Source organism: Natrialba magadii ATCC 43099 (assembly GCF_000025625.1).
Classification (GTDB): Archaea; Halobacteriota; Halobacteria; order Halobacteriales; family Natrialbaceae; genus Natrialba; species Natrialba magadii.
Window position 1 is genome coordinate 2,962,770 of sequence record NC_013922.1, and the last position, 24,759, is coordinate 2,987,528.

At 62.8% G+C, this 24,759-nt stretch carries 19 protein-coding genes; 9 read left to right on the forward strand and 10 right to left on the reverse strand.

Features of this window, described 5'->3' with window-relative positions; genetic code table 11:
• Positions 1–174: 174 nt before the first annotated feature.
• From NMAG_RS13885 to NMAG_RS13905, 5 genes are all read right to left on the reverse strand, one after another.
• Entirely contained in the window at positions 175–1,755 is a 1,581-nt protein-coding gene (locus NMAG_RS13885; protein ID WP_004267170.1) for a globin-coupled sensor protein, read from the reverse strand.
• A gap of 280 nt (positions 1,756–2,035) precedes the next feature.
• Entirely contained in the window at positions 2,036–2,569 is a 534-nt protein-coding gene (locus NMAG_RS13890; RefSeq protein WP_004267169.1) for a chemotaxis protein CheW, read from the reverse strand.
• Between the two features lie 233 nt (positions 2,570–2,802).
• Positions 2,803–4,464, reverse strand: a complete 1,662-nt coding sequence (locus tag NMAG_RS13895) for a methyl-accepting chemotaxis protein (protein WP_004267168.1) — start codon at positions 4,462–4,464, stop codon at positions 2,803–2,805.
• A gap of 192 nt (positions 4,465–4,656) precedes the next feature.
• A complete protein-coding gene (locus NMAG_RS13900; protein ID WP_004267167.1) occupies positions 4,657–5,904 on the reverse strand; it encodes a chemotaxis protein CheW in 1,248 nt (415 codons plus the stop codon).
• Positions 5,901–6,695 carry a ParA family protein gene (locus NMAG_RS13905; protein WP_004267166.1) on the reverse strand — a complete coding sequence of 265 codons (795 nt, stop codon included), beginning with the start codon at positions 6,693–6,695 and terminating at the stop codon, positions 5,901–5,903. The genes NMAG_RS13900 and NMAG_RS13905 overlap by 4 nt, the downstream gene beginning before the upstream one ends.
• A gap of 383 nt (positions 6,696–7,078) precedes the next feature.
• Here NMAG_RS13905 and cheB point away from each other — a divergent pair, with 383 nt between their 5' ends.
• From cheB to NMAG_RS13935, 5 genes are all read left to right on the forward strand, one after another.
• Positions 7,079–8,128: a chemotaxis-specific protein-glutamate methyltransferase CheB gene (gene cheB, locus NMAG_RS13915; protein ID WP_004267165.1), complete on the forward strand. Its 1,050-nt coding sequence runs from the start codon at positions 7,079–7,081 to the stop codon at positions 8,126–8,128.
• Positions 8,116–10,140 (forward strand): chemotaxis protein CheA, encoded by a 2,025-nt coding sequence (gene cheA / locus NMAG_RS13920; protein ID WP_004267164.1) that lies wholly within the window; start codon positions 8,116–8,118, stop codon positions 10,138–10,140. The genes cheB and cheA overlap by 13 nt, the downstream gene beginning before the upstream one ends.
• 92 nt (positions 10,141–10,232) lie before the next feature.
• Entirely contained in the window at positions 10,233–10,850 is a 618-nt protein-coding gene (locus NMAG_RS13925) for a chemotaxis protein CheD (protein ID WP_004267163.1), read from the forward strand.
• Positions 10,851–10,945: 95 nt separating this feature from the next.
• Entirely contained in the window at positions 10,946–11,656 is a 711-nt protein-coding gene (locus NMAG_RS13930; RefSeq protein WP_004267162.1) for an RAD55 family ATPase, read from the forward strand.
• A 5-nt stretch (positions 11,657–11,661) separates the two neighbouring features.
• Positions 11,662–12,393, forward strand: a complete 732-nt coding sequence (locus NMAG_RS13935; protein WP_004267161.1) for a hypothetical protein — start codon at positions 11,662–11,664, stop codon at positions 12,391–12,393.
• Between the two features lie 701 nt (positions 12,394–13,094).
• Here NMAG_RS13935 and NMAG_RS13940 read toward each other — a convergent pair.
• Positions 13,095–14,162 carry an anthranilate phosphoribosyltransferase gene (locus NMAG_RS13940; protein ID WP_004267160.1) on the reverse strand — a complete coding sequence of 356 codons (1,068 nt, stop codon included), beginning with the start codon at positions 14,160–14,162 and terminating at the stop codon, positions 13,095–13,097.
• A gap of 258 nt (positions 14,163–14,420) precedes the next feature.
• Between NMAG_RS13940 and NMAG_RS13945 the strand changes: the two genes are divergently transcribed.
• Positions 14,421–15,791, forward strand: a complete 1,371-nt coding sequence (locus tag NMAG_RS13945; RefSeq protein WP_004267159.1) for a flavin monoamine oxidase family protein — start codon at positions 14,421–14,423, stop codon at positions 15,789–15,791.
• A 60-nt stretch (positions 15,792–15,851) separates the two neighbouring features.
• Positions 15,852–16,901 (forward strand): siroheme decarboxylase subunit beta, encoded by a 1,050-nt coding sequence (ahbB, locus tag NMAG_RS13950; protein WP_004267158.1) that lies wholly within the window; start codon positions 15,852–15,854, stop codon positions 16,899–16,901.
• Between the two features lie 36 nt (positions 16,902–16,937).
• Here the strand turns inward: ahbB and NMAG_RS13955 are convergent, their stop codons facing one another.
• The 4 genes from NMAG_RS13955 to NMAG_RS13970 all read right to left on the reverse strand — a co-directional run bounded on the left by NMAG_RS13955 (position 16,938) and on the right by NMAG_RS13970 (position 22,546).
• Positions 16,938–17,237: a hypothetical protein gene (locus NMAG_RS13955; protein WP_004267157.1), complete on the reverse strand. Its 300-nt coding sequence runs from the start codon at positions 17,235–17,237 to the stop codon at positions 16,938–16,940.
• A 69-nt stretch (positions 17,238–17,306) separates the two neighbouring features.
• Positions 17,307–20,414 carry an FAD-binding and (Fe-S)-binding domain-containing protein gene (locus tag NMAG_RS13960; protein WP_004267156.1) on the reverse strand — a complete coding sequence of 1,036 codons (3,108 nt, stop codon included), beginning with the start codon at positions 20,412–20,414 and terminating at the stop codon, positions 17,307–17,309.
• A 432-nt stretch (positions 20,415–20,846) separates the two neighbouring features.
• On the reverse strand, positions 20,847–21,662 hold the full coding sequence (locus NMAG_RS13965; RefSeq protein ID WP_004267155.1) for an enoyl-CoA hydratase/isomerase family protein: 816 nt from the start codon (positions 21,660–21,662) through the stop codon (positions 20,847–20,849).
• The gene (locus NMAG_RS13970; protein ID WP_004267154.1) at positions 21,659–22,546 is read right to left on the reverse strand and encodes a 3-hydroxyacyl-CoA dehydrogenase family protein; all 888 of its coding nucleotides are present in this window, start codon (positions 22,544–22,546) and stop codon (positions 21,659–21,661) included. Before NMAG_RS13970 ends, NMAG_RS13965 begins: the two co-directional genes overlap by 4 nt.
• A gap of 128 nt (positions 22,547–22,674) precedes the next feature.
• Between NMAG_RS13970 and NMAG_RS13975 the strand changes: the two genes are divergently transcribed.
• Entirely contained in the window at positions 22,675–23,424 is a 750-nt protein-coding gene (locus tag NMAG_RS13975; RefSeq protein ID WP_004267153.1) for a hypothetical protein, read from the forward strand.
• A 184-nt stretch (positions 23,425–23,608) separates the two neighbouring features.
• On the forward strand, positions 23,609–24,754 hold the full coding sequence (locus NMAG_RS13980; RefSeq protein ID WP_004267152.1) for a thiolase family protein: 1,146 nt from the start codon (positions 23,609–23,611) through the stop codon (positions 24,752–24,754).
• Positions 24,755–24,759 lie beyond the last annotated feature (5 nt).

Here is a 24,759-nt window from a genome sequence, read left to right on the forward strand (position 1 = left end):
ACAACGACAGCAACGGAGTGTTTTCGGCAGCGAAATCGAGACGTGAGAAGAGCGGCCGAGACGAAAGAAGAACAGATCCAGGCGAGAGAAGAGTAGGCCGAGACGAAAGAAGAACAGACTCAGACAAAAAGGAGCGCAAACAGAACAGTTGCGACAGCGCGACGACGCGCGTGGCTACGTCGATACCGTCTCGTCCGCGAGTCGGCCGACCTCGGACTCGATTTCGTCCACCAGCTCGTCGACCTGCTCGTTCTGACCGACGATCGCCTCGATTTCGGTTGCGACCTCGTGTGACTGTTCCATCGCGGTGTCGGTCATGCTCGCGACCTCTTCGGTGCTTGCCGCCTGGTCGTCAGTCGCCATCGCGACCTCCTGAATACCAGTACTCGCCTCCTGGACGGATTCCTCGATGCGCTCTAAGTTGTCGACCGTCTCCTCAACCAGCCCGACGCCGCTTTCGATCTCCTCGTTTGCCGTCTCGAGACTATCAACCGTCTCCTCGGTATCCGCCTGGATCTGGTCGATCATCCGTTCGATGTTCTTGGCTTCGTCCTGCGATTCTTCGGCCAGGGACTTGACCTCGTTTGCGACGACCGCGAACCCGTCTCCTGCTTCGCCCGCCGTCGCCGCCTCGATCGACGCATTGAGCGCGAGCAGATTCGTCTGGTCGGCGATATCGTTGATCACATCCACGATTTCGTCGATCTTCTGGACGCTCTCGCGCAAGTCCTCGACGTCGTCGGTCACCTCGTCCGCCGCATCGTCGACGACCGCCATCTTGTCGATCGCTTCCTCGGCCGTCTCCGTCGTGTCGTTCGCGATTTCCTCCGCGCGCTCGCTGGTTGCGCTGACCTCCTCGGCGTTCGAGGCAATCTCCTCGACCGTCGCCGATAGTCCCGCTACTTCGCCCGAAATCTCGCCCATCGCGTCGGACTGTTGGGCCGCCAGGTCGCTGATCTCGTCGGAACGGTCGGAGACCTCTACCGAACGCTCGCGGAGCTCGGTGACTGACGACTGGACGTTCTTCGAGACCTCGGTCCGGTGCTCGAGTTCGTCCTCGATATCGGCGTAGGCGTCGATGTAGGTGTCCATCGCGATCTGCTGGTCGACGTTCAGTAGTTTGAGCGCAGAGAGCGATCGCTCGACAACGTCGTCGACCATCTCCTGGGCGTCGGAGAGGGGCACGAGCGGCTCATCCTGGGATGGGGCTGTCGACGACTCCGCGGACAGCTCTGTCTCCGTTTCGGGTGCATCCTCGACAGCCGTACTGGCGAGGTCGTCCATCGCTTCGTCCGCAAGCGCCGTCAGAATCCCCTCGTAGTAGATCGAATAGCCGCCGAGATAGAACTTCGGCCCCATGTCCAGCATATCGTGAATCTTGCCGATCCTGGCACGGCGCTCGGCGTACGCCGTCCCGTACTCACCACGACCGATATCCATGAGATACTCATACTGGGTCCGCTCGAGTGCATCGACGGATTTCGAGGACGAGTTGAGAATCGCAGTGGCGTCGGCGTTCGACTGGAGGTGGGAGTAGAACTCAGCGACGAGGTCATCCGCAATCTCCTCGAGAAGCGGCGCCATCGACTCGAGTCGATCGGCATCGGTCTCATCGAAGCCGACGAACTCCTTTCGCCACTCGAGTTCACGGCGATCGAGCCCGATCCGGTCGGTAAGGTCACGTCCGTCGACCTGCCGTCTGTTGTGCTCGTCGATTGTAGCCTGCGCCTGACGCTCGTCCTGGTGGGTAGGCATTGTCTCGACATTCCGGCGATCCGAACATATACTTACTGGCGGCGGTGGAGTTCACAGGCGTTCTCGGTTTGGAATGTGGTCAGGGACGAGGACTGAATCTGGGTCAGGTCTGGAACTGAGTCTGTGCTCGAGCTGGAGCCAGGGTTTCGAAACGCGACCGAAGCCAACCGCACCGTCAGATCAGGACCACTCAGTGTCACCAACTGGTAGCCACTGAATAGCAAACTGTGGCTGTACTCGAGTGCCGTTCGGTCGGTGCCGACCCGAGCCGGCGGAGCAATTAAATACGAACGGCAGTCGGGTCGATCCACAGCACGAACTCGTCGTTCTGGCGGACGATGCCGGCGATTCCGTCGCCATCGACGGACGTATCGACTGTCGTCGCGTCGATCTGGCGTACCTGTCGGACTTCGTCGGCGAGCCAACCGATTCGGTCGGTCGAGTCACGCTTTCGTTTGAAGACGATGATCCGATTACCGAGGTCGTCGTTCTCGTTCTCGCCGAAGATCGTTCGCAGGTTGACGATCTTCGTCGTCTCGCCTCGGAGGTCCATCACGCCCTCGACGTGGTCGGGCGTGTTCGGGATCGCGGTCAGTTCGTCGGTGTTGACAATCTCCGCGACGTAGCCGATGTCGACGCAGTAGCGGTTCTCGCCGAGGTCGAACTCGAGGACGTGGACGCTGAGGTCGTCGGGTGTGGCTGTGTTGGTGGGCGTGTTGGTGTCTGTATTGCTGTTCGTATTCGCGCTCGTCTCCGTATTCGTAGTCGTCTCGTCGGTCGCGTTCGATTGTGTGGATTGGTTCGTAGATACCATGGCAGTTCGGTGGGTGGGTGGTGATCGGTGGTCGGTAGTCGGTAGTCGTGGTCGGTGGTCAGTGGTCGGTGATCGGTGGTCAGTGGTCGGTGATCGGTGGTCAGTGGTCGGTGGTCGGTAGTCGTGGTCGGTGGTCGGTAGTCGTGGTCGGTGGTCGGTAGTCGTGGTCGGTAATCGGCGGTCAGTAGTCGATGGCCGATGATATGCCGTGCAAGAGAGCGCTCAGCGATGCGCTACTCGTCCGCAGAGAGACTGCGAACATCGGCTTCAACCTCGTCGACCAGCTCGTCGACGGTCTCGGCGTGGCGTTCGATCGCCTCGAGTCCGTTCGTGACCTGCTGGGACGTCTCCATCGCAGTGTCGGTCATGCTCGCGACCTCTTCGGTGCTTGCCGCCTGGTCGTCGGTCGCCGTCGCGACCTCCTGAATGCCCGTGCTTGCCTCCTGGACGGATTCCTCGATACGCTCTAAGTTGTCGACCGTCTCCTCGACCAGATCGACACCAGTCGAGACGCGCTCGTTCGCCGTCTCGAGGCTGTCGACCGTCTCCTCGGTATCCGCCTGAATCTGGTCGATCATCCGTTCGATGTTCTTGGCTTCGTCCTGCGATTCTTCGGCCAGGGACTTGACCTCGTTCGCGACGACTGCGAACCCGTCTCCCGCTTCGCCCGCCGTCGCCGCTTCGATCGAGGCGTTGAGCGCGAGCAGATTCGTCTGGTCGGCGATATCGTTGATCACGTCCACGATCTCGTCGATCTTCTGGACGCTCTCGCGGAGGTTTTCGACGTCGTCAGTCACCTCGACGGCTGCCTCCTCGACGCCTTCGATCTGATCGATCGCTTCCTCGGCCGTCTCCGTCGTGTCGGTCGCGATTTCCTCGGCGCGCTCGCTGGTGGCACTGACCTCCTCGGCGTTCGAGGCAATCTCCTCAACCGTCGCCGACAGCCCCGAGACCTCACTCGCAATTTCGTTCATCGAGTTCGACTGCTCGGCCGCGAGATCCGTCATCTCCGCGGTCCGATCGGTCACGTCGGCAGTCGAATCCGAAACCTCACGCAGCGACTCCTGAATCCGATCACCGACGGCCTCGCGCTGGCGCTTCGTCTCTACCTGATTCGTGAGTTGCGCTTCGTACTCGGCGATGCGCTCTTCATCTGCTGCCTGCTGGCTGCGCTGTGCACTGGCGTAGGTCTGCATCGCGAGTTGCTGGTCGACCAGACTGTGGCGCAGCAGCGACAGCGTCCGGGAAACGACGGTGTCGACTGCGTCGTCGACGGCTTCTCCAATGGCACCGGACTCGCCAGCAGTCTCAGCGTCAGGCGTCCCAGCATCACCCCCTCCTCCTCCTCCTCCTTCTCCCTCTCTCTTCCCCTCAAACCCCGCTTTGACGTCCGCCGCAATCGCCTCGAGTGCCTCCTCGTAGTACGCGCCGAACGACCCGATATAGGCGTCAGGCCCTGCTGCAAGGACCGCCCCAACGGCCGGCGACTCGAGTCGATCCGAGAAAACCGCCACGTCGGTCCGGCCCGCCGCTGCCGCGTCGACGAGGCCGGCCTGGTCCGATTCGAGTTGGGCTTTGCTCGCGCCCGACTGCGTCTCGAGTGCACTCGAGACAGCCGGCTTGCGGCTGGCGGCGTCGGCGGACGCTGCGGCGATGTCCGCACGGGCGTCTGCGAGGGCGTCCGAGAGCGACTCGAGTCGGGCCTCGTCGTCGGCGTCCAGTGAGACGAAGGTGTTCGCGCGCTCGACGCTGGCGGGGTCGATGCCAGTGTTCATGATGGCGTCGACGTCCGCACTCGAGACCGAGGCCGAGGCCGAGCTCAAAGCCGTCCCACCGGAATCAGTGGAATCGGCTGCGGCTTCGAGACGGGACGCTCCGCCGTCTGTTCTGGGCATAGTCGTGACAGTGAGAGTCAGCTAAATAAGTGTTTTTGCAGATCCCATCCATCGGGGAGTTTAGCGGCCACAACAGTCATATACGGTGTTCTGGCAAAGCGTGATTCCCGGAGTGGCAGCGACTGGATCAGCGAAAGTGGATGAAAGTGAACGTAAAACGGGAACTGCGCTACTCGTCGCGTCGGTCCAGTGTCAGTCGATGGTCGCGATGAGTTCGTCGATGTCCAGCCAGGCGACGAGCGTCGTTCGATCCTCGTCGTCCTGCTTCTTGATGATGCCACGGACGCACTCGTGCTGGTGGTCGCCCGCGGCGTCCATCACGCTGCCCGTCTCATCGATCTGGCTGTCGTGATAGGTGACCGCCTGCGAGACGTCGGTCACGCGGACGCCGAGCTTTTGCTTGTCGTCGTCGCGTTCTAAGACGACGATGTACTGGTCGTCGGAGAGTTCGTTGTGCTCGACGTCGAGCATCGTCGTCGGGTCGAGAACACCCGTGATCTCGCCGCGGAGGTCCGTCACGCCGTCGATGGCGGTCGGACCGCGCGGGAACCGCGTGATGTCTTTCATCTCGACGATAGCGCTGATCCGATCGATCTCGATGGCGTAGCGGTTCTCGTTCAGGTAGAACTCGAGCATCTGGATTGTCGACTCGCTGTCGTGTGTCGAGTGGATCAGCGTGTTCCCCTGATCGAACATGGCGTCCTTACGGGCGCTGGTCGCGTCGCCGTACCCCTCGGCATCCGCCATCGTCGCAGAGCCGTCGACGGTTGGCTCCGCGCTGGTCCCCGTGAGTTCGGCGACGGTGGACTGGCTGGCGATTGCACCACCGAGTGCAGCGAGCGGGCCGTCCGCGCGGGATTCGGATTCGCCGTCGTCGAACGAGAGCGTAACATCAGTGTCGCCCGTCTCCATCGACGCTTCGGTATCTGTGGTCCCGGCAGCCACCCCTGCAGAGTCAACAGCCGCAGCATCGCCGGCGGCGTCAGCGCCAGCGGCGTCAGAATCGCCTGCTGTATCCGCAGCTTCTATCGCATCTGCCTCCGAATCGGCCGCGTCCGACCCCTGTTCGGGTTCGGAACTGGCGTCTGCTGTCTGTTGTCCGTCGCCGCAATTATCGTCACTGTCACCCGTGGCCCTGTCACTGCTCGCTGCTGGTTCGTCGCGTTTGCCCGCCGATTCGGTACCACTCTCTGTGCTGTCGTCGGCTGCGGACGGGGATTCTGCCGCTGACTCGTCTGCTTCGTCTTGTTCCGCGGTCTCTGCGGTCTCTGCGGCCTCCGCGGTCTCTGCAGCCTCTGCGGTCTCTGCGGCCTCCGCGGTCTCTGCAGCCTCTGCAGCCTCTGCGGTCTCTGCGGCCTCCGCAGTCTCTGCTGTCTCACGTGCCCCCCCAGCTGCACGGTTGCGCATCTCCCGAAGTCGACGTGCTCTGTCGTCAGTCATGCTGGTATCTCCTGTCGTAGCAACTGCTCGTCTACCTGCTCGGCCATCTCCATGAAGACCGCGCTCATATCCGTCTCTTCTTCCGCCGCAAACACCGACTTCCCCGACGCGAACGCCCGCTGCAACGCCACACGCTTTCGTATCCGATACAGCGGCACATCCGGCAACGCCTCGTCGAACCACTCGAGCATCTCTGTCGCCGCTCGCGTGTTCTCGATCCGATTCGCCACTAGCGCCAGCGGCTCGATCGTCACGTCGTGATCCAGCTCCAGTGCACCGACGTAATCGAAGAGCAACTCGAGTGACCGCTTGCTCGTCGGTTCGGCGAGTGCGGGGATCACGAGATTCTCCGTCGCGTACAGCGCGTTGTCGGTCAGGAGGCCGAGGTGGGGTGAGCAGTCGACGACGGTGACGTCGTACTCGCCCGCCTCCTCGAGTCGGTCGAGGAGTGCGTCGAGTCGCGTCTCGCCGTCGGGTTCCTGGACGAGCGTGGACTCGGCGGCGTTCATGTCGACGTTGCTCGCGACGACGTCCATCTCTGGGTGAGCAGAGACGAGGTCATCGGGGTCGACAGCCGCCGGGTCGACGAGCGCGTCGAGTAGCGACGGCGGTTCGGCGTCGTAGGCCTCGAGCAGGCCGAGTCCTTCGGTCGCGTTCCCTTGCGGATCGAGGTCGACGAAGAGGACGTTACGTCCGAGTTCGTTCAGCGCACCCGCGAGGTTGATCGCGACGGTCGTCTTGCCGACGCCTCCTTTCTGATTTGTCACACACAGCCGAGCAGCTCCCGCCATTCGAGTGAGTCGTTTCAACTCTGCCTACATAACTCACACGGCCAGCACGGGTGAGAACGTGGCAGTCGCCGGATCGAGCGGCGCTTGCCGGTCGGTCCGGCCGAACGCTTTATGCGGGGATCATTACAAACCAGTGCCATGGCAGTGAACGGATCGAGCGCTGATGCCGTCGATTCTACTCGCGCACTGGGAGGCGACCGCTGCGTGGGATGCGTGGGACGCGTGAAACTCGTGGAACTCGTGGAACTCGTTAGACGAATCGACGCGTGGGGGCTCGGCGCTTCGGCGCAGCGCGGTGTGGAACTGAATCGCGACTGCAGCCGTCACAATCGACGAGCACCGAACCCGTCGGCCCAACCGACCGGGACACGGGAGGACACCTGATGGTCGATGCAGTAATCGCGGACGACTCGGCGGTGATGCGCGAGACGCTCGGGAAGATTCTGGAGGACGGCGGGATCACCGTCGTCGCCCGTGCCAAAGACGGCACCGAGGCGGTCGAACTCATCGAGCGCCACGAGCCGGATGTGGCGACGATCGACATTCAGATGCCCGGTCTGACCGGCCACGAGGTGATCGAGCAGGTGATGGCCGAGAACCCGATTCCGATGCTCGTCATCAGCTCGCAGACGACGCGCAATGCTGACGCGACGTTCGACGCGCTCGATGCCGGTGCGGTCGACTTTCTGGCAAAGCCGTCCGGTGACGGCTCGGTCAACATCTGGTCCCAGCAGGAGACGATCGTCGACCGCGTCCGTGCGGTTGCGGAGGCTGATGTCGCAGGGATGGAGACCGGCCGCGTGAGCGAGGAACAGTCCCAGACGATCAGCGTCAGTTCCGAGTTTCCCTGCAATCCGACGCTCGTCATCGGCGCATCGACCGGCGGCCCACGGGTCGTCGAACAGGTGCTGTCCGAACTCCCACAGCGGGCAGGGTTACGAGTGCTTGTGGTCCAACACATGGCAGATCATTACACAGAACGATTCGCGAAACGGCTCAACGAACGAACGGCATACGACTTCAGACAGGCCCGAGATGGAGACACTGTCGGCCCCGGAGAAGGCGTACTGGCGAAAGGTGGCTCACACCTACGGGTGACTGCCGACCGAAACGGTCGACTCACCGTTTCCCACGACAACGGCCCCAAACGCCATAACGTCAGGCCCGCCATCGACGTAACGATGGAAACCGCAGCCGAAACGGTCACCGGGAATCTCACCGGTGTGATTCTGACCGGGATGGGTGCCGACGGCGCTGCCGGCCTCGCCGCGATCAAAGACGCCGGCGGGAAAGCGATCGTCCAGGACGAGGCAACCTCGCGCGTCTACGGCATGCCGAAGGTGGCAGCCGAGGAAGTCGACGTGAACATGGTGCTCCCGAAGGATCGCATCGCCGAGGGAGTCACAAACGCCTTCCGGGGGTGGTCCGCGTGAGCGACGCAACGAGCACCTTCGTTCAGGAGAGCCAGGAAGACATCCAGAAGCTGAACAACGCACTGCTCGACCTCGAGGACGACCCCGAGGGCTCGGACGCCATCGAGACGGTGTTCCGCGTCGCCCACAATCTGAAGGGGAACTTCGGCGTGATGGGCTACACGACGGCGAGCAACCTCGCCCACGCCATCGAGGACTTGCTCGATTGCATTCGCGACGGCGAACTCGAGGTCACCCCCGAACGGATGGACCTCATCTTCAACGGCGTCGACCACCTCGCCCAGATGGTCGCGGAGATTTCGGACACCGGCGAGACGAACACCGACCCCGAGGAGACGATCGAGGCGATCCGCGCGTCGATCGAGGATGGGGAGTCCGCAGGGGGAGAAGATGATGGGAACGACGCCGACACTGATACGAACACTGACGCCGTCGCCACCGACCGCAAAGTCCCACTCGAGGACCTCGCCGACGACATCGACCGCGAGGCACTCGAGAACGAGACGAACGTCTACCGGGCAGCACTCGAGTTAGACGACAGCGGTTCGCCGCAGGTCGACGCGATGTTCGTCCTCGACGCGGCCGGTGACGAGTTCGAGTTGCTCCGGACGGTGCCGGCGAACGAGACGATCGAGGCGGGCGAGTTCGATGCGGTCTTCGACGCCTACGTGACGGCGGCGGACGATGAGACGGACCGCGGTAGCGTCGAGGCGTTCTTCGACGACAATCGGTACGTCGAGGGTGCCAGCGTCACGGACGTAACCGACGACATTGTCGACGAGTTGACGGCGGATGGAGACGATGCAGGCGATTCAGACGAAGAATCGGGTGACTCGACAGGTAGCAGCACGAACGTCACCCACAGCAGCAAGGAAGTCGAGTCGATCCGCGTCGACGTCGAACAGATCGACCAACTCTACAACCAGGTCGAGGAGATGGTCACGAGTCGGATCAAACTCCGCAAGATCATCGAGGGCAGCGACCTCGTCGAAGCCGAGGACGAACTCGAGGAACACGGCAAAATTACGGCCAGTCTGCAGGATACGGTCCTCGAGATTCGGCTGGTGCCGCTGAAGAAGATCGTCGGCAACTTCCCGCGGATCGTCCGCGACATCTCGCGCGATCAGGGCAAGGAGATCGACTTCCAGATGGAAGGCGTCGATATCGAGATGGATCGTTCGATCCTGAACGAACTGGGTGATCCGTTGATGCACCTCATCCGGAACGCGGTCGACCACGGCATCGAGTCGCCCGAAGAGCGCGAGGAGAAAGGCAAACCTCGTGAGGGGACGATCAAGCTCATCGGCGAGCGCGAGCGCGACCGCGTCTCCGTGACGGTGAAAGACGACGGTGGCGGCCTCGACGTCGAGAAGATTCGCTCGAAGGCGGTCGAGAAGGGCGTGATGTCCGAAGACGAGGTCCAGTTGCTCGACGACTCCGAGGTGTACGACCTCATCTTCCACCCCGGCTTCTCGACGACGGAGGAAGTGACCGAGGTCAGCGGCCGCGGCGTCGGCATGGACGTGGTCAACCAGGTCGTTCGCGGCGTCGACGGTTCGATCAACGTCGAGAGCGCACCCGACGAAGGGACCGCGATCACGCTGATGCTACCCGTCAGCGTCGCCATCGTTCGTGTCCTGTTCGTCACGGTCGGCGACGAGACCTATGGCGTCCCGATCAAGAACATCGACGAAATCTCCGAGTTCGAGGACGTCGATATCGAATCCGTCGAGGGACGAAAGACCGTCACCCACGACGGCAACGTCTACCCGCTGCTGTCGCTTGGCAACCGCCTCGACGTTCCCGACACCGAACCCGACGATGACGACATGGTCGTCCGCATCAAAGACAGCGTCAGGCAGGTCTGTCTGCGCTGTTCGGACGTGATGGGACAGGAGGAAGTCGTCATCAAACCGTTCGAGGGGGTCCTGAGTGGCGCACCCGGAATCAGCGGCGCGTCGGTGCTCGGCGAGGGTGAAGTCGTGATGATCCTCGACGTGGATACGCTGTAGCAACGCCTCTCCTACTCGAGTTCGACGGTGGCACAGACAACAGGTGCGGGTGGTGGCACACTGCCGGAACCGAACAGCCAACAATTCAGACTATGACGGACGAAAAACGACTCGGTCGGGACCAACCCACGCCAGGACAGGCGGAGACGCCGTCAACCGGCGAGAGTACAGATAAGATCATCGCGACCCTGCGTACAGACCCTGACTCTGCAGCCCGCTCTGCAGCGCGCGACGAAACCGACTCGATCCCCGTCGGCATCGCCGACTACGCGCTCACCGACGACGAGACGACGCTCAAAACAAGCGGCCTCGGCTCCTGTATCGGCGTCGCGATCCACGACGAACGCGCCGGTGTCAGCGGCCTCCTCCACTTTATGCTCCCCGCCGCCGCCGACGCGAACGGCACCCATCCCGATGCGAAGTTCGCCGATACCGGCTTCGAATCCATGCTCGACGCCTTTCGCGACCTTGGCGGCACGCCCGCCCGCTCGTGGGCCAAAGTCGCCGGCGGTGCCGCAATGCTCGACACCCAGCTCACCGCCACCATCGGCGAGCGCAACATCGAAGCCGTCACGGCCGAACTCGAGTCCGCCCACATTCAGATCCGCGAGACTGATGTCGGTGGCTACCACGGCCGGTCACTCGCGTTCGATCCGGCGACGGGGACGTTGACGGTGACGAGCGCGAACGGAGATGTTCGGCAGCTGTGACGGTTGTCGAAGGCGTTTGCGGCGGATGAGCCGTAACGCGTCGTGAAACACGGCCGCCAGAATTTATTTAGTGGGTACGTCCCTGATTCCCGACAATGCGAATTCCATCGGGTGTACCGGGGTTCGACGAACTGATCAGCGGCGGGCTGTTGAAAGACCGCCTGTACGTCGTTAGCGGTCCGCCCGGCAGCGGAAAGACGACGTTTTGCTCACAGTTCGCGACCAAAGGTGCAATTGACGGGGAGACGACGCTGTTTTTAACCCTCCACGAGTCCCAGCAGGAACTCGTCTCGGACATGGCAAACTACGAGTTCGGCTTCGATAAGGCCGTCAGCTCCGGCCACGTGAAGGTGCTCAACGTCTTCGACAAGGAAGCACAGCGACTCTTCTCGTCGTCCTCACGAAGTTCCGGAGACTTCCCCTCGAACGTCGAGAATCTTTCGAACCAGCTCGTCGCCTTCGTCGAATCGCGCGACGTCGACCGGCTGGTCATCGACTCGACAATGCTACTCGAGTACTACTTCTCTGACGACCTGAACGCGCTGATCAAGTTCCTGACGAAGTTGAAGCGGGCCGACGCGACGGTCGTCCTGATATCGGAGATGACAGATCCCTCCTCGTACTCGGATGGCCACTATCTGGCCCACGGCGTGGTCTTCATGCACAACTATCTGGAGGCCGGCGGGATGACGCGCGGGGTTCAGATCATCAAAATGCGCGGGACCGAGATTGACTGTGACATTCGGCAGGCCGAGTTCACGAACCGCGGATTGCGAGTCGATCCGAGCACGAAGATCCAGACCTGAGTTCGATGTACGACAAAAGCTTCGGCACGGACTGGGAGTCGATCGACGGCCGCGAGGAGGTCGTCGAACGGGCCTACGCCCTCGGCGTCGCGGTGCGCCTCGGCGACACGTACAGCGACGAACTCGATCGGTTGACAGATCAGGTGGAGACGACCTACGACGAGAGTTTCGTCAATCTCGCCTATCAGAAGGGGCGCGACGAGGCGGCCGGCCTGTCGAGTCAACCTCCCAGGGAGATCTGGGAGGAACTCGTCGAGGGACAGACGATCATCGAGACGAACGAAACTGAGGAGACCGACGACACGCTCCCGGATGCAATTCGTGGCGTCGACATCGACAGTCCACCTGCCGACAGCACGGAGAGTCTCCGCAGACCGGGGCTGCTAGAACGCCACCGTGCAACACAGGGCGAGTCGGAAGACGGTGTGCAGAGCCTGTTTGGCGACGGTCGGTCGATCTTCGGCCGCTCGATGGCCAAGATCAGGCGGACCCAATCACGTTCCGACTCACAGGACGGTGAGAGCGATGGTGACGGCGATAGCGACGACTCTGACGGCGACGGAGAGACAGCAGGCGAGGAGAACGAATCGAGCCAGCGCCAGACTCAGAATGAGAGTCAGAACAAGCACCAGTCGACGGGGAACTCGAGTAGCGCCGGACGAACGTCGTCTGCCGACGGCGCTCGCCGATCGCAGTCGGGTGATCGGTCTCAGTCGACCGACGACCGTGACAGGTGATCGGTCTCAGTCGACCGACGACCGCTGACGGAGTCACGTCGGCACACCAAAGTCACGTATTGAGTTGTTGTTCTGTCTGATACCATACTATGAGCCATAGTAGACAAGAGTTGGACAACCGCTAGCTAGATCGCTGGCTACTGACCAGTGCTACACCGGTGTTCTATAGTAACAACTGAAACAGTTTACACACCAATCGCACTTCCGCGGCTCTCACTCGCTCCACTCGCTCACGGGTCACGTTGTTCCCCGCTCGCGGTCCGCGGTTCTCACTCACTTCGTTCGCTCACGGGTCACGGTGTTCCCCGTTCGCGGTCCGCGGTTCTCACTCACTTCGTTCGCTCCGAACCGCGCTCGCTCCGAACCGCGCTCGCTCCGAACCGCGCTGCCTTCGTGCGATCGGGTGCGCACTGACGTTCAGTGGCTACTATACCGTCAGGGACCGCTGCGGCAGGCGATTGTTGTGACAGCGAGTGAGACGTGGCTACAACCGGTACTCGAGTACCGGTGCACGCACGACACACCAACAGAGACAGGATCTGGTGCGACAGCGTGTGTGGTTGCGATTGGCGGCGTGTCTAGTTGCGATTGGCAGCCATAGAACTACCGAAGTTGGCAGTGACGGCTCAGTCTAAGAACCGGTGTATGAATTCAGACGGTTCTTCCAACCCCTCAGGTGAAATGAATAGTCGCGGGCAGGGTCAGAACGACTGTAGGTCCTCGAGTACCGCTGCGGCGCTGCCGTCGTCGATGACCTCGCGGGCGCGCTCGAGTCCGTCTTCGAGACTGTCGACGTCCTGGCGGGCGTACATCCGGAACGCGCCGTTGAGTGCGATGGCATCGGCGAACTGGTCGTCGCGCTCGCCGGCGAGGACGGCCTCGGTGATCGCCGCGGAATCGGCGGTCACGTCGTCGACCGCGAGGTCGTCGCCCTCCATCTCCATGCCGTACTCGGCGGTCTCGATCTCGTAATCTGCGAGGTCCTCGCCCTCGTCCCACTCGGCAACCTTCGTATACCCCGGGCGGATGTCGTCGTAGCCTTCCATTCCCTGGAAGAAAATCGCGCGGGTGAACTCGAGTGCCTCGCTCTCTTTGAGCAAGTCGGTCATCTTCTTCGCGAACGCGAGGTGGTAGAACGAGCCGAGGTGAACGTCGGCGTTCGCCGGGTTAGCGACGGTTTCGATGGTGTTGACGAAGGTACGGACGCCCATCTGGTCGCGCCGGTCGAAGAGGTCGTGGACGCCGGGGTTGAACTCGGGCTGGTAGTAGAAGCCGAATCCGGTCTCGTCGACCATGTCGGCGCTCTCCTGCGGTGCGAGTTCGGTCCGGACACCGAGTTCGTCGAGGACGTGCTTGTAGGCAGTCTCCTTCTGCGTGGGCACGCCGTCGCCGGAGTGGACGACGACGGGGGTTCCCGCAGCCGCAGCGACGACGCCGGCACCGACGCCGAGCAGGGCGGAGGTGTGCTTGCCGTCGTAGTTCGCGCCGCAGTCAACTGGATCACAGTCCGGTTCGGCGGTGATCACGGCCTCCTCGCGCATCACGTCGGTGTAGGCCGCGAGCTCCTCGGGGTTGTTGCGTTTCCAGCGATTCGCCAGCCAGAACGCGCCGAGCGTCGTCTCGTCGGGTTCGCCCGCGAGGATGCGCTGGAACGCCTCTCGCGCCTGCTCGCGGGTCATGTCGTCGGCGGACTTGTGCCCTGAGCCGACGACCTCGGTCATCAGCCGTTTGAGCGGCCACTCACCGAACTCCTGGGATGCCTGAGCCATACGAACAGCTTGGGACGGGCGGCGCAAAAGCTTCCCGTTTCCGCCGTCGGATACGCACCGAACACGATCGTTGGGAGGTATCACACCGTGCGTGTCACCTCGCTGAATCGCGGTGGGTTGTCCTCACGATCGGTGTTACGTGGACCTGCAGACAGACAGTGACGACACCAGACACAAGCCCCGTTAGACAGTCTCCCGGTCGCTATTTCGGCAAGATCTATTTCGCTCCGGACGCTACATCAAGCGTACGAGATATCTATGTCTGCCCACGACGAACGAACAGATGTCGACGTCGTCATCGTTGGTGCTGGGCTGTCCGGGCTCACAGCAGCGAGGGAACTGACGGCCGGCGGCCACGAGGTAGCGGTGCTCGAGGCCAGAAACCGTGTTGGCGGACGACTCGCTTCCCACAAACTCCCAGATGGCACCGTCGCCGATCTTGGTGCCCAGTGGATCGGGGCGTCCCACGATGCCGTCATGTCGCTCGTCGAGACGTTCGATCTCGAGCTGACAGCACAGTACGAGGACGGGCGTGATCAGCTCGTTATCAGCTCCGAGCAGCTAGAAGCAACGGACGCGACCCAGGCGCTCCCGTCACAGGCCGACGCGGAGTTGACTGCAGCGGTCGACGAGCTTGAAACGCTCACAGCACAACTCGACTCTGACACCCCCTCTGCGACGCCGCACGCTGCAACACTGGATGCAACCACACTCGAGTCGTGGAAGCGAGACAGGATCGACTCGGCAGTCGCTCGCACGGCGTTCGATGCGTTCTTCCAGTCTGAGTTCCCCGTCGAGACAACCGATATTTCGGTGCTGTACTTCCTCACGCTTCTCGACGGGGTCGGCGGCATCGAACGACTGGTTGGCGAAACCGCGACGACCGAATCCTACCGACTCGTCGGTGGGTGCCAGCAACTCGCGAAACGGCTGGCCGACGACCTCGGTGACGCGGTTCGACTTGAAACACCCGTGCGTGCAATCGAGCGGAGCGATGACAGCATCTGCGTTCGGGCTGCTGACACACAGGTCACCGGATCGTACGCCATCGTCGCCGTCCCACCAGCGGTAGCCGGACAGATCGAGTACTCGCCGCCGCTCCCCGTCCGACGAGATGGACTTCACCAGCGCATGCCGATGGGCGCGGTTATCAAGTTCGTCGTGGCGTACGAGGACCCGTTCTGGCGTGCTGAGGGCTATTCGGGGACGGTAGTCGACGGCGATGGTCCTGTCAGAGCAGTCGCCGACAGTACGCCACCCAACGGAGAGTGTGGCGTCCTCGTCGGCTTTCTTACAGCAGACGACGCTGTCGAGTGGAGCGACCGGCCGACCGACGACCGACGCGAGTGCGTACTCTCAGCACTCCAGAACTACTTCGGCCCCGACGCGGGCGAGCCACTCGAGTACGTCGACTGTTCGTGGTCGACCCAGCAGTGGTCACGCGGGGGGTATGCTGGCAACATGACGCCGGGAACGCTAACGAGCTACGGTGCTGCGCGGTCGACGCCGGTTGGACGGCTCCACTGGGCGAGCACGGAGACCGCACACGAGTGGAGCGGTTACATGGAAGGAGCCGTTCGCTCGGGCAGACGTGCGGCGGCGACAATCGGAGACCAGTTGGGAGCGTAGCGGGCCGGTGCGTTCGAACGACCCGAAAGCGATACAGTACCCGTTTCCCTAGAACAGCTAATGACCACATCGGCGGGAACCTGGCGCGACGCCATCGACGACGTCGACGCAGCGCTGATCGACGGCTACCAGAGCGGCTTCCCGATCGAGGAACGGCCGTTCCAACGGGTCGCAACCGACCTCGGAATCGAGGAAGACGCCGCCGTCGACCGCGTGCAGGCACTCATGGACGCCGGCATCGTCCGCCGGTTCGGTGCCGTGCTCAACCCGCCGGTGATCGGCTCCTCGACGCTCGCAGCAGTCAAAGCCCCCGAGGACCGGTTCGACGAGGTTGCGGAAACGATCAACGACTACCGGCAGGTCAACCACAACTACGCCCGCGACCACGAGTGGAACATGTGGTTCGTCGTCACTGCCGGCTCACAGGCCACACGCGACGCGATCCTCACCGAGATCGAGGAGAAAACGGGGTGTACGGTGCTCACCCTTCCGATGCTCACCGACTACTACATCGACCTCGAGTTCCCCGTCGTCAACACCGACCGCTTCGCCCGCGAGTCACTCACCGCACAGACCGACGCGTCGGCGACCCGGATCAGCGAATCTGCGACTGGCTCACTGTCGGTACTCGAGTCCGAGCTCTTGCTCGCAATTCAGGACGGGTTTCCGCTGTCGGCGACGCCGTACCGAGACGTGGCCGACGAACTCGATGCAGAGGTCGAGGCTGTCCTGGCTGCAATCGAGCGGCTGCACGGTAACGGCTGCATCAAGCGAATCGGCTGTATCATCAACCACGTCGTGACTGGCTTCGATTCGAACTGTATGGTCGTCTGGGACGTACCGGACGAAAAACTCGACGAGTGGGGCGAGCGTGCTGGCGGGCTGCCGTACGTAACGCTGTGTTATCACCGACCCCGCCGGCCCGAGCAGGACTGGCCGTACAACCTGTTCACGATGATTCACGGCAGGGATTCCGACGCCGTCGACGAGAAAATCGACGAGTTGGCGGCAGACTACCTGCCAGTCGACCACGATCGGCTCTATTCGACGGAGACGCTGAAACAGACGGGTGCGCGGTACGACGAAATCGTTAGTTCAGCCGACGAGTGAACGGTCATTGTTGTAGCGTCAGACCACAGCGTCGAACTACGCCTCAGCCGAACTTCTCATTCTCCGGATGCGTGGCGCTTCGTGCCTCCCGATGTTCCTGCTCTTGGTGTGCTTGCTGTGCCTGTGCGGCCTGTTCTGCGTCGAACTGGCCGCTCTCACGGCCGACGTTCGTGCAAGCCAGACGGCACCGTAACTCACCGCGACGAACCAGATGACGGCGATGAGCACCAGCGACCAGCCGCCGAGAGCCACGATGGCGACGGCACCGATGCCACCGAGGGACACACCAGCAGCGGAGACTGCTTGTCCCGCTCTCGGCGAGAGCGTGGGGCGCATACGTGTTCGTTCAGTCTAATCGGTGATAAGTATTGGTCGCAGAATACGTTTTCGCAGGGCGCTACCGAATCAGTTCTCGAGTTCCTGCTCGACGAGTTCGATCGGTGTTGGCGGCTTTTCGTCTGTACTCGAGCGGGCCTCGAGTTGGCTGCGACAGGAGGCACCGGGGGCGACGACGCGGTCGCCGTCGCTGTCGTCAACCTGGTCGAACAGGATCTCCGCGATAGCGTCGCTCATCGAGGCGTGTTCGGCTTCGTAGCCGAAACTGCCGGCCATGCCACAGCAGCCGGAGTCGAGCGGGTCGACTTCGTAGCCGGCGCGTCGAAGGACGCCGACGGCGTGGTGGTCCTTCTTGGTCGCCTTCTGGTGGCAGTGGCCGTGGTAGGTGAGCGACCGACTGGGTGCGCTGTCGCCATCAGCGCCAGCAGCAGACGCGAAGTCGATCGCATCGTCCAGCCGGAAGACGTCGAGGTACTCACAGACGCCGTAGCTCGCTCCGGCGAGTCGCTTCGCGGACTCACTCGAGAGCAAGTCGAGGTAGTCCGACTGGAACATGACCGCGTCGGAGGGTTCGATGACAACGACGTCCCAGCCGTCCGCGACGAGCGGCGAGAGGGTCGCGACGTTTTCGCGGGCTGTCTTTCGGGCCTTCTCGAGGAAGCCCTTCGAGAACGCCGGCCGGCCCGTGTCGTCGAGTTCGTCGGGAACGGTGACGTGGACGCCCGCGGCCTCGAGAACGCGGACGGCGGCCTTCCCGGCCGCCGGGTTGCTGTAGTTGGTGTACGTATCAGGGTAGACGACCGCCTTGTGTTCGGCCTCTGTTTCAGGGACGTGTGCGCCGCCGCGTTCCTGAAACCAGGTTCGGAACGTCACCGGTTCGAACGTCGGAATCGGGCGCTTCGAATCGATGCCGACGGTCGCCTCGAGGAGCGTGCGCGCGCCGGGGATCGACGCCATGGCGTTCGAGAGCGGCGCGAGCCGCGAGCCCCACCGCGAGAGCGTCGCGACGTTCGCAAACAGTCGATCCCGCAGGCTCGCCCCGTTTCGCTGGTGATACTCGTGAGTCACTTCGGCCTTGAGCTTCGCCATGTCGACCTCGCTCGGACAGTCGATCGCACAGCCCTTGCAGCCGATACAGAGGTCCATCACCTCCTCGACGAACTCGTCCGACGTCGCCTCGTCGGCATCCATCCCGCCGCTCATGGCCTGTCGGAGCGCGTTCGCCCGGCCGCGCGTGGCCGTGATCTCCTCCTGGCTTGCCCGGTAGGTCGGACACATCACGCCGCCGGTCGTCTCCTGCTCGCCGCGACAGCCGCCACAGCCGTGACAGAGTTCGACCATGCCCTGCATGCCGTTGTCGTTTTGCCACTCGAGTGTGGGCTCGAAGTCGGCCTCGAAGTCGTAGTCGGGATCGAACCGAAGATTCTCGCGCAGGTCGGTCGGGTTTTCCTCGCGGAAGACGACCTGCCCGGGGTTGAGAATCCAGTTGGGGTCGAACGCCGTCTTTAGGTCCTGGAAGGTTTCCCAGAGCTCCTCGCCGTAGAGTTTGCGGTTCCACTGGGTGCGTGCGCGGCCGTCGCCGTGCTCGCCCGACACCGATCCGCCCAGTTCGACGACGAGGTCGGTGACGTCGTCCGCGATGCCGTGGAGTTGATCGAGACCAAAATCGGTCTTCGTGTTGAGCAGCGGGCGAACGTGGAGTACGCCGGGGCCGGCGTGGGCGTAGAAACTCGCGTAGGTATCGTGCTCCTCGAGAATGGTCTCGAAGCGTTCGACGAATTCGGGGAGCTTCGCGGGCGGGATGGCGGTGTCTTCGATGAACGAGATGTGTTTTTCGTCGGTCGTCCGCGAGAGCAAAATTGGGAGGCCGGACTTGCGGAGCTTCCAGAGCTTCGCGCGTTCTGCCTTCTCGTAGGCTTCGAGCCCGTCGATCGCGTGCCGGTCGGCGTCCGTCGTCGGGGCATCTGCGGCCGGCTCGCCCTCGGCCGTCGCATCGGGACAGCGGTCGGCGAACAGGCCAGCGACCTGCTCGCGCCCGTGGTCCATATCCTCGGCGTAGAACTCGACGAGGAGCACGGCGTTCGTCCCCTCGGGCAGCATCTCGGCGACGGGGCCGAATTCGGCCGTATCGCGCGCGAGGTCGAGCAGCACGTCGTCTAACACCTCGACGGCGGCCGGGCTGTGTTCGAGAATCGGCGCGACATCTTCCATCGCCTGGTGGAGGTCGGGATAGCACAGCAACGAGACCGCCTTCGTTTCCGGCACCGGTTCGAGTGAGACCGTCGCCTCGGTGACGACCGCAAGCGTGCCCTCACTTCCCGCGAGCAGCCGCGCGAGGTTGACGGAGCCGGGGTCGCCGGTATCGCCTGCGGTCTCGCCACCGGGGAGGTCCGCCCCACGGTCCTCCGCGACGAGACGGTCCAGGTTGTACCCCGAAACGTTGCGCTTGAGGTTCGGATAGGCTTCGTCGACGAGATCTGCTTTCTCGTCCAGAATGTGTGCTACTTCGGCGTAGATTCGCGCCTCGAGGTCACCCTCCGGATCCGCCCGTTCGTCGATTTCCTCGCGGGTGACCTCACCGAACTCGGTAACGGTGCCATCCGCGAGGACGACCTCGCACGCCTCGATGTAGGCGTCCGTCTTCCCGTACTTGAGCGAGTGCGAGCCCGTCGAGTTGTTCCCGATTGCGCCGCCAATGGCGCTCTTGTCGCCCCAGGCTGGGTCCGGCGCGAACTTGAGATCGTGTTCGGAGAGCGTCTCGTTCAGCGTTCCGAGCACCGTCCCGGGCTGGACGGTCGCTGTTTCCCCGTCGAGGTCAATCTCCCGAATCGCGTTCATGTGGCGGGTGAAATCGAGGACGACGGCCCGGTTGACCGTCTGGCCCGCGAGGCTCGTCCCGCCCCCGCGGGGCAAGACTGGAATTTCTCGTTCGGCACAGTACTCGAGTATCCCCGAAACGTCGGCGGTCGATTCGGGGAAAGCGACGGCAATCGGCGTCACCTCGTAGGCGCTCGCGTCGGTCGCGTAGAGCTGTCGAGAGTAAGAGTCGGCACGGACGTCGCAGTCGACGAGCCGCGTGAGGTCGTCGACCAGCGCGGGCCGATCGACGTCCGAACTCTGATAGTCGTAGGTCGCACGTCGGTCGGCGGCCGGGTCGACACTCGGCTCCAGGGACATACCTGACCCTTGCCCGTCGGTGGCTTAAATGATCGTCCTTTGCGGAAAGATACCGTATCAATATGTACCGATTAGCAAGTCTCCCACAGCCATACTCATAAACCTGTATTCATACACTGTTTTCTGATATTTTCACAACAGTTGAACGGAGTTGGGCCCGACGGACACCGGCACAGGATCAAAAAACACGGTTCAGTGGGCGTCCGTGGTGCTCCCACACTCATAGGTGCACAAGTGGTGAGGAACGGAGGGAGACATCACTCAGCAGTAGCGTCTTCCCACAGAGAGAGGCAGTATCCACCACGTTCGCACGCTATCGGACACAGGTAGCGCGACTATCTAAAAACGAAGTGGAAGCATATTCTGTCCGAGGGGTTTACCAAAATGAAATGAATGAAAGCTATGTCCCAAGTTACCAACTGCCGCGGTTGTTTACTCGCCAGTGAACTCCGGCTCGCGCTTCTCGAGGAACGCCTCGATTCCCTCGTCCTTGTCCGTCGTCGCGAACAGCTGTACGAACAGTTCCGCCTCGTAGTCGAGTCCCTCCTCGAGTCCCATGCGGGAGCCAGCCTTCACCGCATTCATGGCGAACTCGAGTGCGATCGGACTCTTTTCGGCCATCGATTCGGCGAGGTCGTAGACGGCTTCATCCAGGTCGGTCGCGTCGTAAACCTCGTCTACGAGGCCGATCTCGTGGGCCTCCTGGGCGTCGATCAGTTCGCCGGAGAGGATAAGCCGCATTGCCTGCCCCTCGCCGACGAGGCGGGCGAGACGCTGGGTGCCGCCGCCGCCCGGAATAAGGCCGAGGTTGATTTCGGGCTGGCCGAGTTTCGAGCCCTCGGCGGCGATGCGGACGTCACAGGCCTGTGCGAGTTCACAGCCACCGCCGAGCGCGTGGCCGTTGATCCGCGCGATGACGGGAATCGACGCATCGTCGACGGTCTCGTAGACCCGCGGGCGCTGACTGGCCTCGCGCTGCTCGACGAGGCTGCGGTCTTTGAACTCCGTCACGTCCGCACCGGCGACGAACGCGCCAGAGCCCTCGCCACCGGTGAGCACGAGCACGCGCACGTCATCGTCGTCTTCAGCGGCCGCGACGGCCTCCTTCAATTCTGTGCGAACCTGGCCGTTGAGCGCGTTGCGCGCGTCGGGACGCTCGATTGCGATCGTCGCGACCTTCTCGGCGTGCTCGCCGACTGAGACGGAGACCAACTCGAGTTCGGTCTCGAGCGCAGCGAGGTCGCTCATTCGTCTTCACCCCACTCGCCGCTCATGCCGACACGCTCGCCGTCCTCCCAGACGTAGAAGCCCTCACCGGACTTCCGGCCGAGGTTGCCCGCGCGAACCTTCCGGCGCAGCGCCTGCGGCGGCTTGAATCGTTCACCGAGTTCCTCGCGGAGGTGTTCGGCGATGTGCAGGCGCACGTCGAGACCGACGTGATCGCCGAGTTCGATCGGCCCCATCGGATAGCCGTAGCCGAGTTTCATCGCCTCGTCGATGTCCGCCGGGCTGGCGACACCTTCCTCGACCATTCGGATCGCCTCGAGTCCCGTCACGAGTCCGAGTCGAGAGGTCGCAAAGCCGGCGCTGTCGCGGACGACCACATCCTCCTTCTCGATCTCGCGGACGTACTCGACCGCGAACTCCTCAGTCCGGTCGTCGGTCTGCTCTGCGATCACAATCTCGACCAGGTCCATCAGATGCGGCGGATTAAAGAAGTGCAGCCCGACGACGCGCTCGGGGGACTCGAGTGCGCTCGCCATCTCCGTGACGGAGAGCGAGGACGTGTTCGAGGCGATCACCGTCTCGTCGCCGGTTTCTGCCTCCACGTCGGAGAGGACGTCCTTCTTCAGGTCCATGTCCTCGGGGACGGCCTCGATGACGAGGTCGGCGTCGACGACGGCGTCGGCGAGGTCGGTCATCCCCTCGATGCGCTCGAGCGTGGCGTCCATCTCGTCTTCGGTGAGTTTGTCTCGATCGACACCGCCCTGGAGGTTCTCGCGAATGCCCTCGAGTCCCTTCTCGACGAGGTCGTCCTCGATGTCTCGCAGGACGACATCGTAGCCCGCCATCGCGGAGACCTGTGCGATTCCATGGCCCATACTACCGGCTCCGAGTACCGTGACTTGCATGATCGAAACTCACACAGGAATCGATCAAAAGCGTTCCTGTTCGCACACCGCGCCAGTCTATTACGGTATGTGGATGCCATATAGTTACCGTCAAAAAACACTTACCAAGCACACGTCAATAGCACTTAATGAACTCCCGCGCCCTCCTGATCGCAGCCTTCCTCGTCGGGATACTGCTCCCGGGAGCACTGATAGCGTCACCCGGCGTGTACTACGTCCCACTCGAGTCCCACAGTTACGGCGTCGCCAACGAGTCGACTGTCGCGTTTCACACGACGGTCGGTGAAGCCGATCTCGACAGGGAGGACGCGACGGCAGTTAGCGATCTCTCGCCCGCGACGCAGCGCGCGTTCGACGAACCCCGCTCGGAACTGACGGATGGCGAATCCGGCTGGCAAGCGGTCACGGTGACGGTCTGTCACGACTCGCTGCTTGTCTGTCCGGTCTACGACGAACCTCCTGATTTCCCGCGCGACGGAATGACGGATCCCGGAGCGCGAACTGGAAACAGTTACGGACTCGTCGAGGCCGACGACGAGCAGTACGTCGTCGAAACGCGAGACGTAACCAGCCTCGGATTCGGATTTTTCGTTGTCCACCCGATTGCGCTGAGTTCGGTCATACTGTACGCGTTCTATCTTGGACTCACGGCGATTCACTATCACGACTCACAGCCCGCCAGAGTTGTTGGTTGTACGGGTTACGGCGTGCTGTTACTCTGCTGGCCGCTCGTCGTCGCCGCCGGGTACACGCTGGGGCTGAATATGTCCGTCCTGTACCTTCCAGTCGCCGCACTCGGTGGCATCGGTGCGACAGCCCTCTGGTATGGCGTCATCAGAACGCGCCTCGGCCGGGCAGTGAATCGGTCCTGCCAGTGAATCGCTGAAGGCCGTCGAGAGACGAACGGATGATGAGCCAGCCGAGGAAAACCGCCGGTTCGGTGGGAGCGCAGTTCGCACTCGAGTACCCGCCCCGACCACCAGACTGCAACGTAGGCACACAGGCGATGTCTGCGAAGAACGGAGCGATTTTACCCCTCCCCCTGAAACACCGTGACAACCGATGAGCGACACCCAGCCAGTAGTCGTCCAAGCAGTCAGGACTCCACAGGGAAAACACGGCGGCGTCTTCGCCGAAACCGGCAGCGAGGAACTGTCTGTCCCGCTGGTCGACACGATACTCGAGCGCACCGGGCTCACGGGCGCAGACGTCGACGACATCCGGTGGGGCTGTGCGAAGCAGGTCGACGAGCAGAGTAACAACATCGCCCGCGTGATCGCGCTCTGCTCCGAACTCGGCGAGGATGTGCCGGGGACCACCATTGACCGGCTCTGTGCCTCCTCCGCGGAGGCGATCATGAGCGCGAGCGACGCTATCCGCGCGGGCCAGCGTGAGGTCATCATCGCCGGCGGTGTCGAGAACATGAGCCGCACCGAGCGCCGGAAGGGGATCGGCTCCTACGACGGCATCGCCGAACAGTACGACGCCGCGGACCTCCAGATGGGCCAGACGGCCGAGACCGTCGCGGACCGATACGATATCAGCCGGGAGGAGCAAGACGCCTACGGCGCACGCAGCCAGCAGCGCGCCTGTGAGGCCACCGAGGAGGGCCGCTTCGACGACGAAATCGTCCCGATCGACACCGGCGAACAGGTCGTCGAAGAAGACGAGGGTCTCCGGCCCGGTACGACCCAGGAGAAGATTTCGGGGCTACCACCCGCCTTCGAAGAGGACGGCTCCGTTACTGCCGCCAACGCCTCCCAGATATCCGACGGCGCAGCGGCCGTCATGCTCACAAGCAAAGCGTTCGCCGAGGACAATGGACTCGAGATCATGGCCGAAGTCGGCGATCACGACGTCGCCGGCGTCGATCCCGAAGTGATGGGGATCGGGCCCGTCCCAGCCGTTCGGGGTATCTGGGAGCGAAACGGCCGCTCAGCCGACGACTACGACCTCGTCGAACTCAACGAGGCCTTCGCCAGCCAGACGCTGTACTGCCAGGACGAACTCGGCTTCGACGACGACGTGTTCAACGTCAACGGCGGCGCAATTGCGTTGGGCCACCCGCTCGGTGCCTCTGGCGCGCGGCTCCCGGTGACGTTGCTCCACGAGTTGCAGAAACAGGGCGGTGGCCTCGGTCTGTCGACGATGTGTGTCGGCTACGGACAGGGGGCTGCAGTCGAGTTCCGCGTGCCTGACGAAAAATAGCGTCT

Bases quoted from the DNA above. Each gene is read 5' to 3' on its own strand.
- ahbB (WP_004267158.1), top strand. From the start codon at position 15,852: ATGACCACATCGGCGGGAACCTGGCGCGACGCCATCGACGACGTCGAC.
- cheB (WP_004267165.1), top strand. From the start codon at position 7,079: ATGGTCGATGCAGTAATCGCGGACGACTCGGCGGTGATGCGCGAGACG.
- NMAG_RS13900 (WP_004267167.1), bottom strand. From the start codon at position 5,904: ATGACTGACGACAGAGCACGTCGACTTCGGGAGATGCGCAACCGTGCA.
- NMAG_RS13945 (WP_004267159.1), top strand. From the start codon at position 14,421: ATGTCTGCCCACGACGAACGAACAGATGTCGACGTCGTCATCGTTGGT.
- NMAG_RS13885 (WP_004267170.1), bottom strand. From the start codon at position 1,755: ATGCCTACCCACCAGGACGAGCGTCAGGCGCAGGCTACAATCGACGAG.
- NMAG_RS13925 (WP_004267163.1), top strand. From the start codon at position 10,233: ATGACGGACGAAAAACGACTCGGTCGGGACCAACCCACGCCAGGACAG.
- NMAG_RS13935 (WP_004267161.1), top strand. From the start codon at position 11,662: ATGTACGACAAAAGCTTCGGCACGGACTGGGAGTCGATCGACGGCCGC.
- NMAG_RS13975 (WP_004267153.1), top strand. From the start codon at position 22,675: ATGAACTCCCGCGCCCTCCTGATCGCAGCCTTCCTCGTCGGGATACTG.
- NMAG_RS13960 (WP_004267156.1), bottom strand. From the start codon at position 20,414: ATGTCCCTGGAGCCGAGTGTCGACCCGGCCGCCGACCGACGTGCGACC.
- NMAG_RS13905 (WP_004267166.1), bottom strand. From the start codon at position 6,695: ATGGCGGGAGCTGCTCGGCTGTGTGTGACAAATCAGAAAGGAGGCGTC.
- NMAG_RS13890 (WP_004267169.1), bottom strand. From the start codon at position 2,569: ATGGTATCTACGAACCAATCCACACAATCGAACGCGACCGACGAGACG.
- NMAG_RS13955 (WP_004267157.1), bottom strand. From the start codon at position 17,237: ATGCGCCCCACGCTCTCGCCGAGAGCGGGACAAGCAGTCTCCGCTGCT.
- NMAG_RS13895 (WP_004267168.1), bottom strand. From the start codon at position 4,464: ATGCCCAGAACAGACGGCGGAGCGTCCCGTCTCGAAGCCGCAGCCGAT.
- NMAG_RS13970 (WP_004267154.1), bottom strand. From the start codon at position 22,546: ATGCAAGTCACGGTACTCGGAGCCGGTAGTATGGGCCATGGAATCGCA.
- NMAG_RS13940 (WP_004267160.1), bottom strand. From the start codon at position 14,162: ATGGCTCAGGCATCCCAGGAGTTCGGTGAGTGGCCGCTCAAACGGCTG.
- NMAG_RS13965 (WP_004267155.1), bottom strand. From the start codon at position 21,662: ATGAGCGACCTCGCTGCGCTCGAGACCGAACTCGAGTTGGTCTCCGTC.
- NMAG_RS13930 (WP_004267162.1), top strand. From the start codon at position 10,946: ATGCGAATTCCATCGGGTGTACCGGGGTTCGACGAACTGATCAGCGGC.
- NMAG_RS13980 (WP_004267152.1), top strand. From the start codon at position 23,609: ATGAGCGACACCCAGCCAGTAGTCGTCCAAGCAGTCAGGACTCCACAG.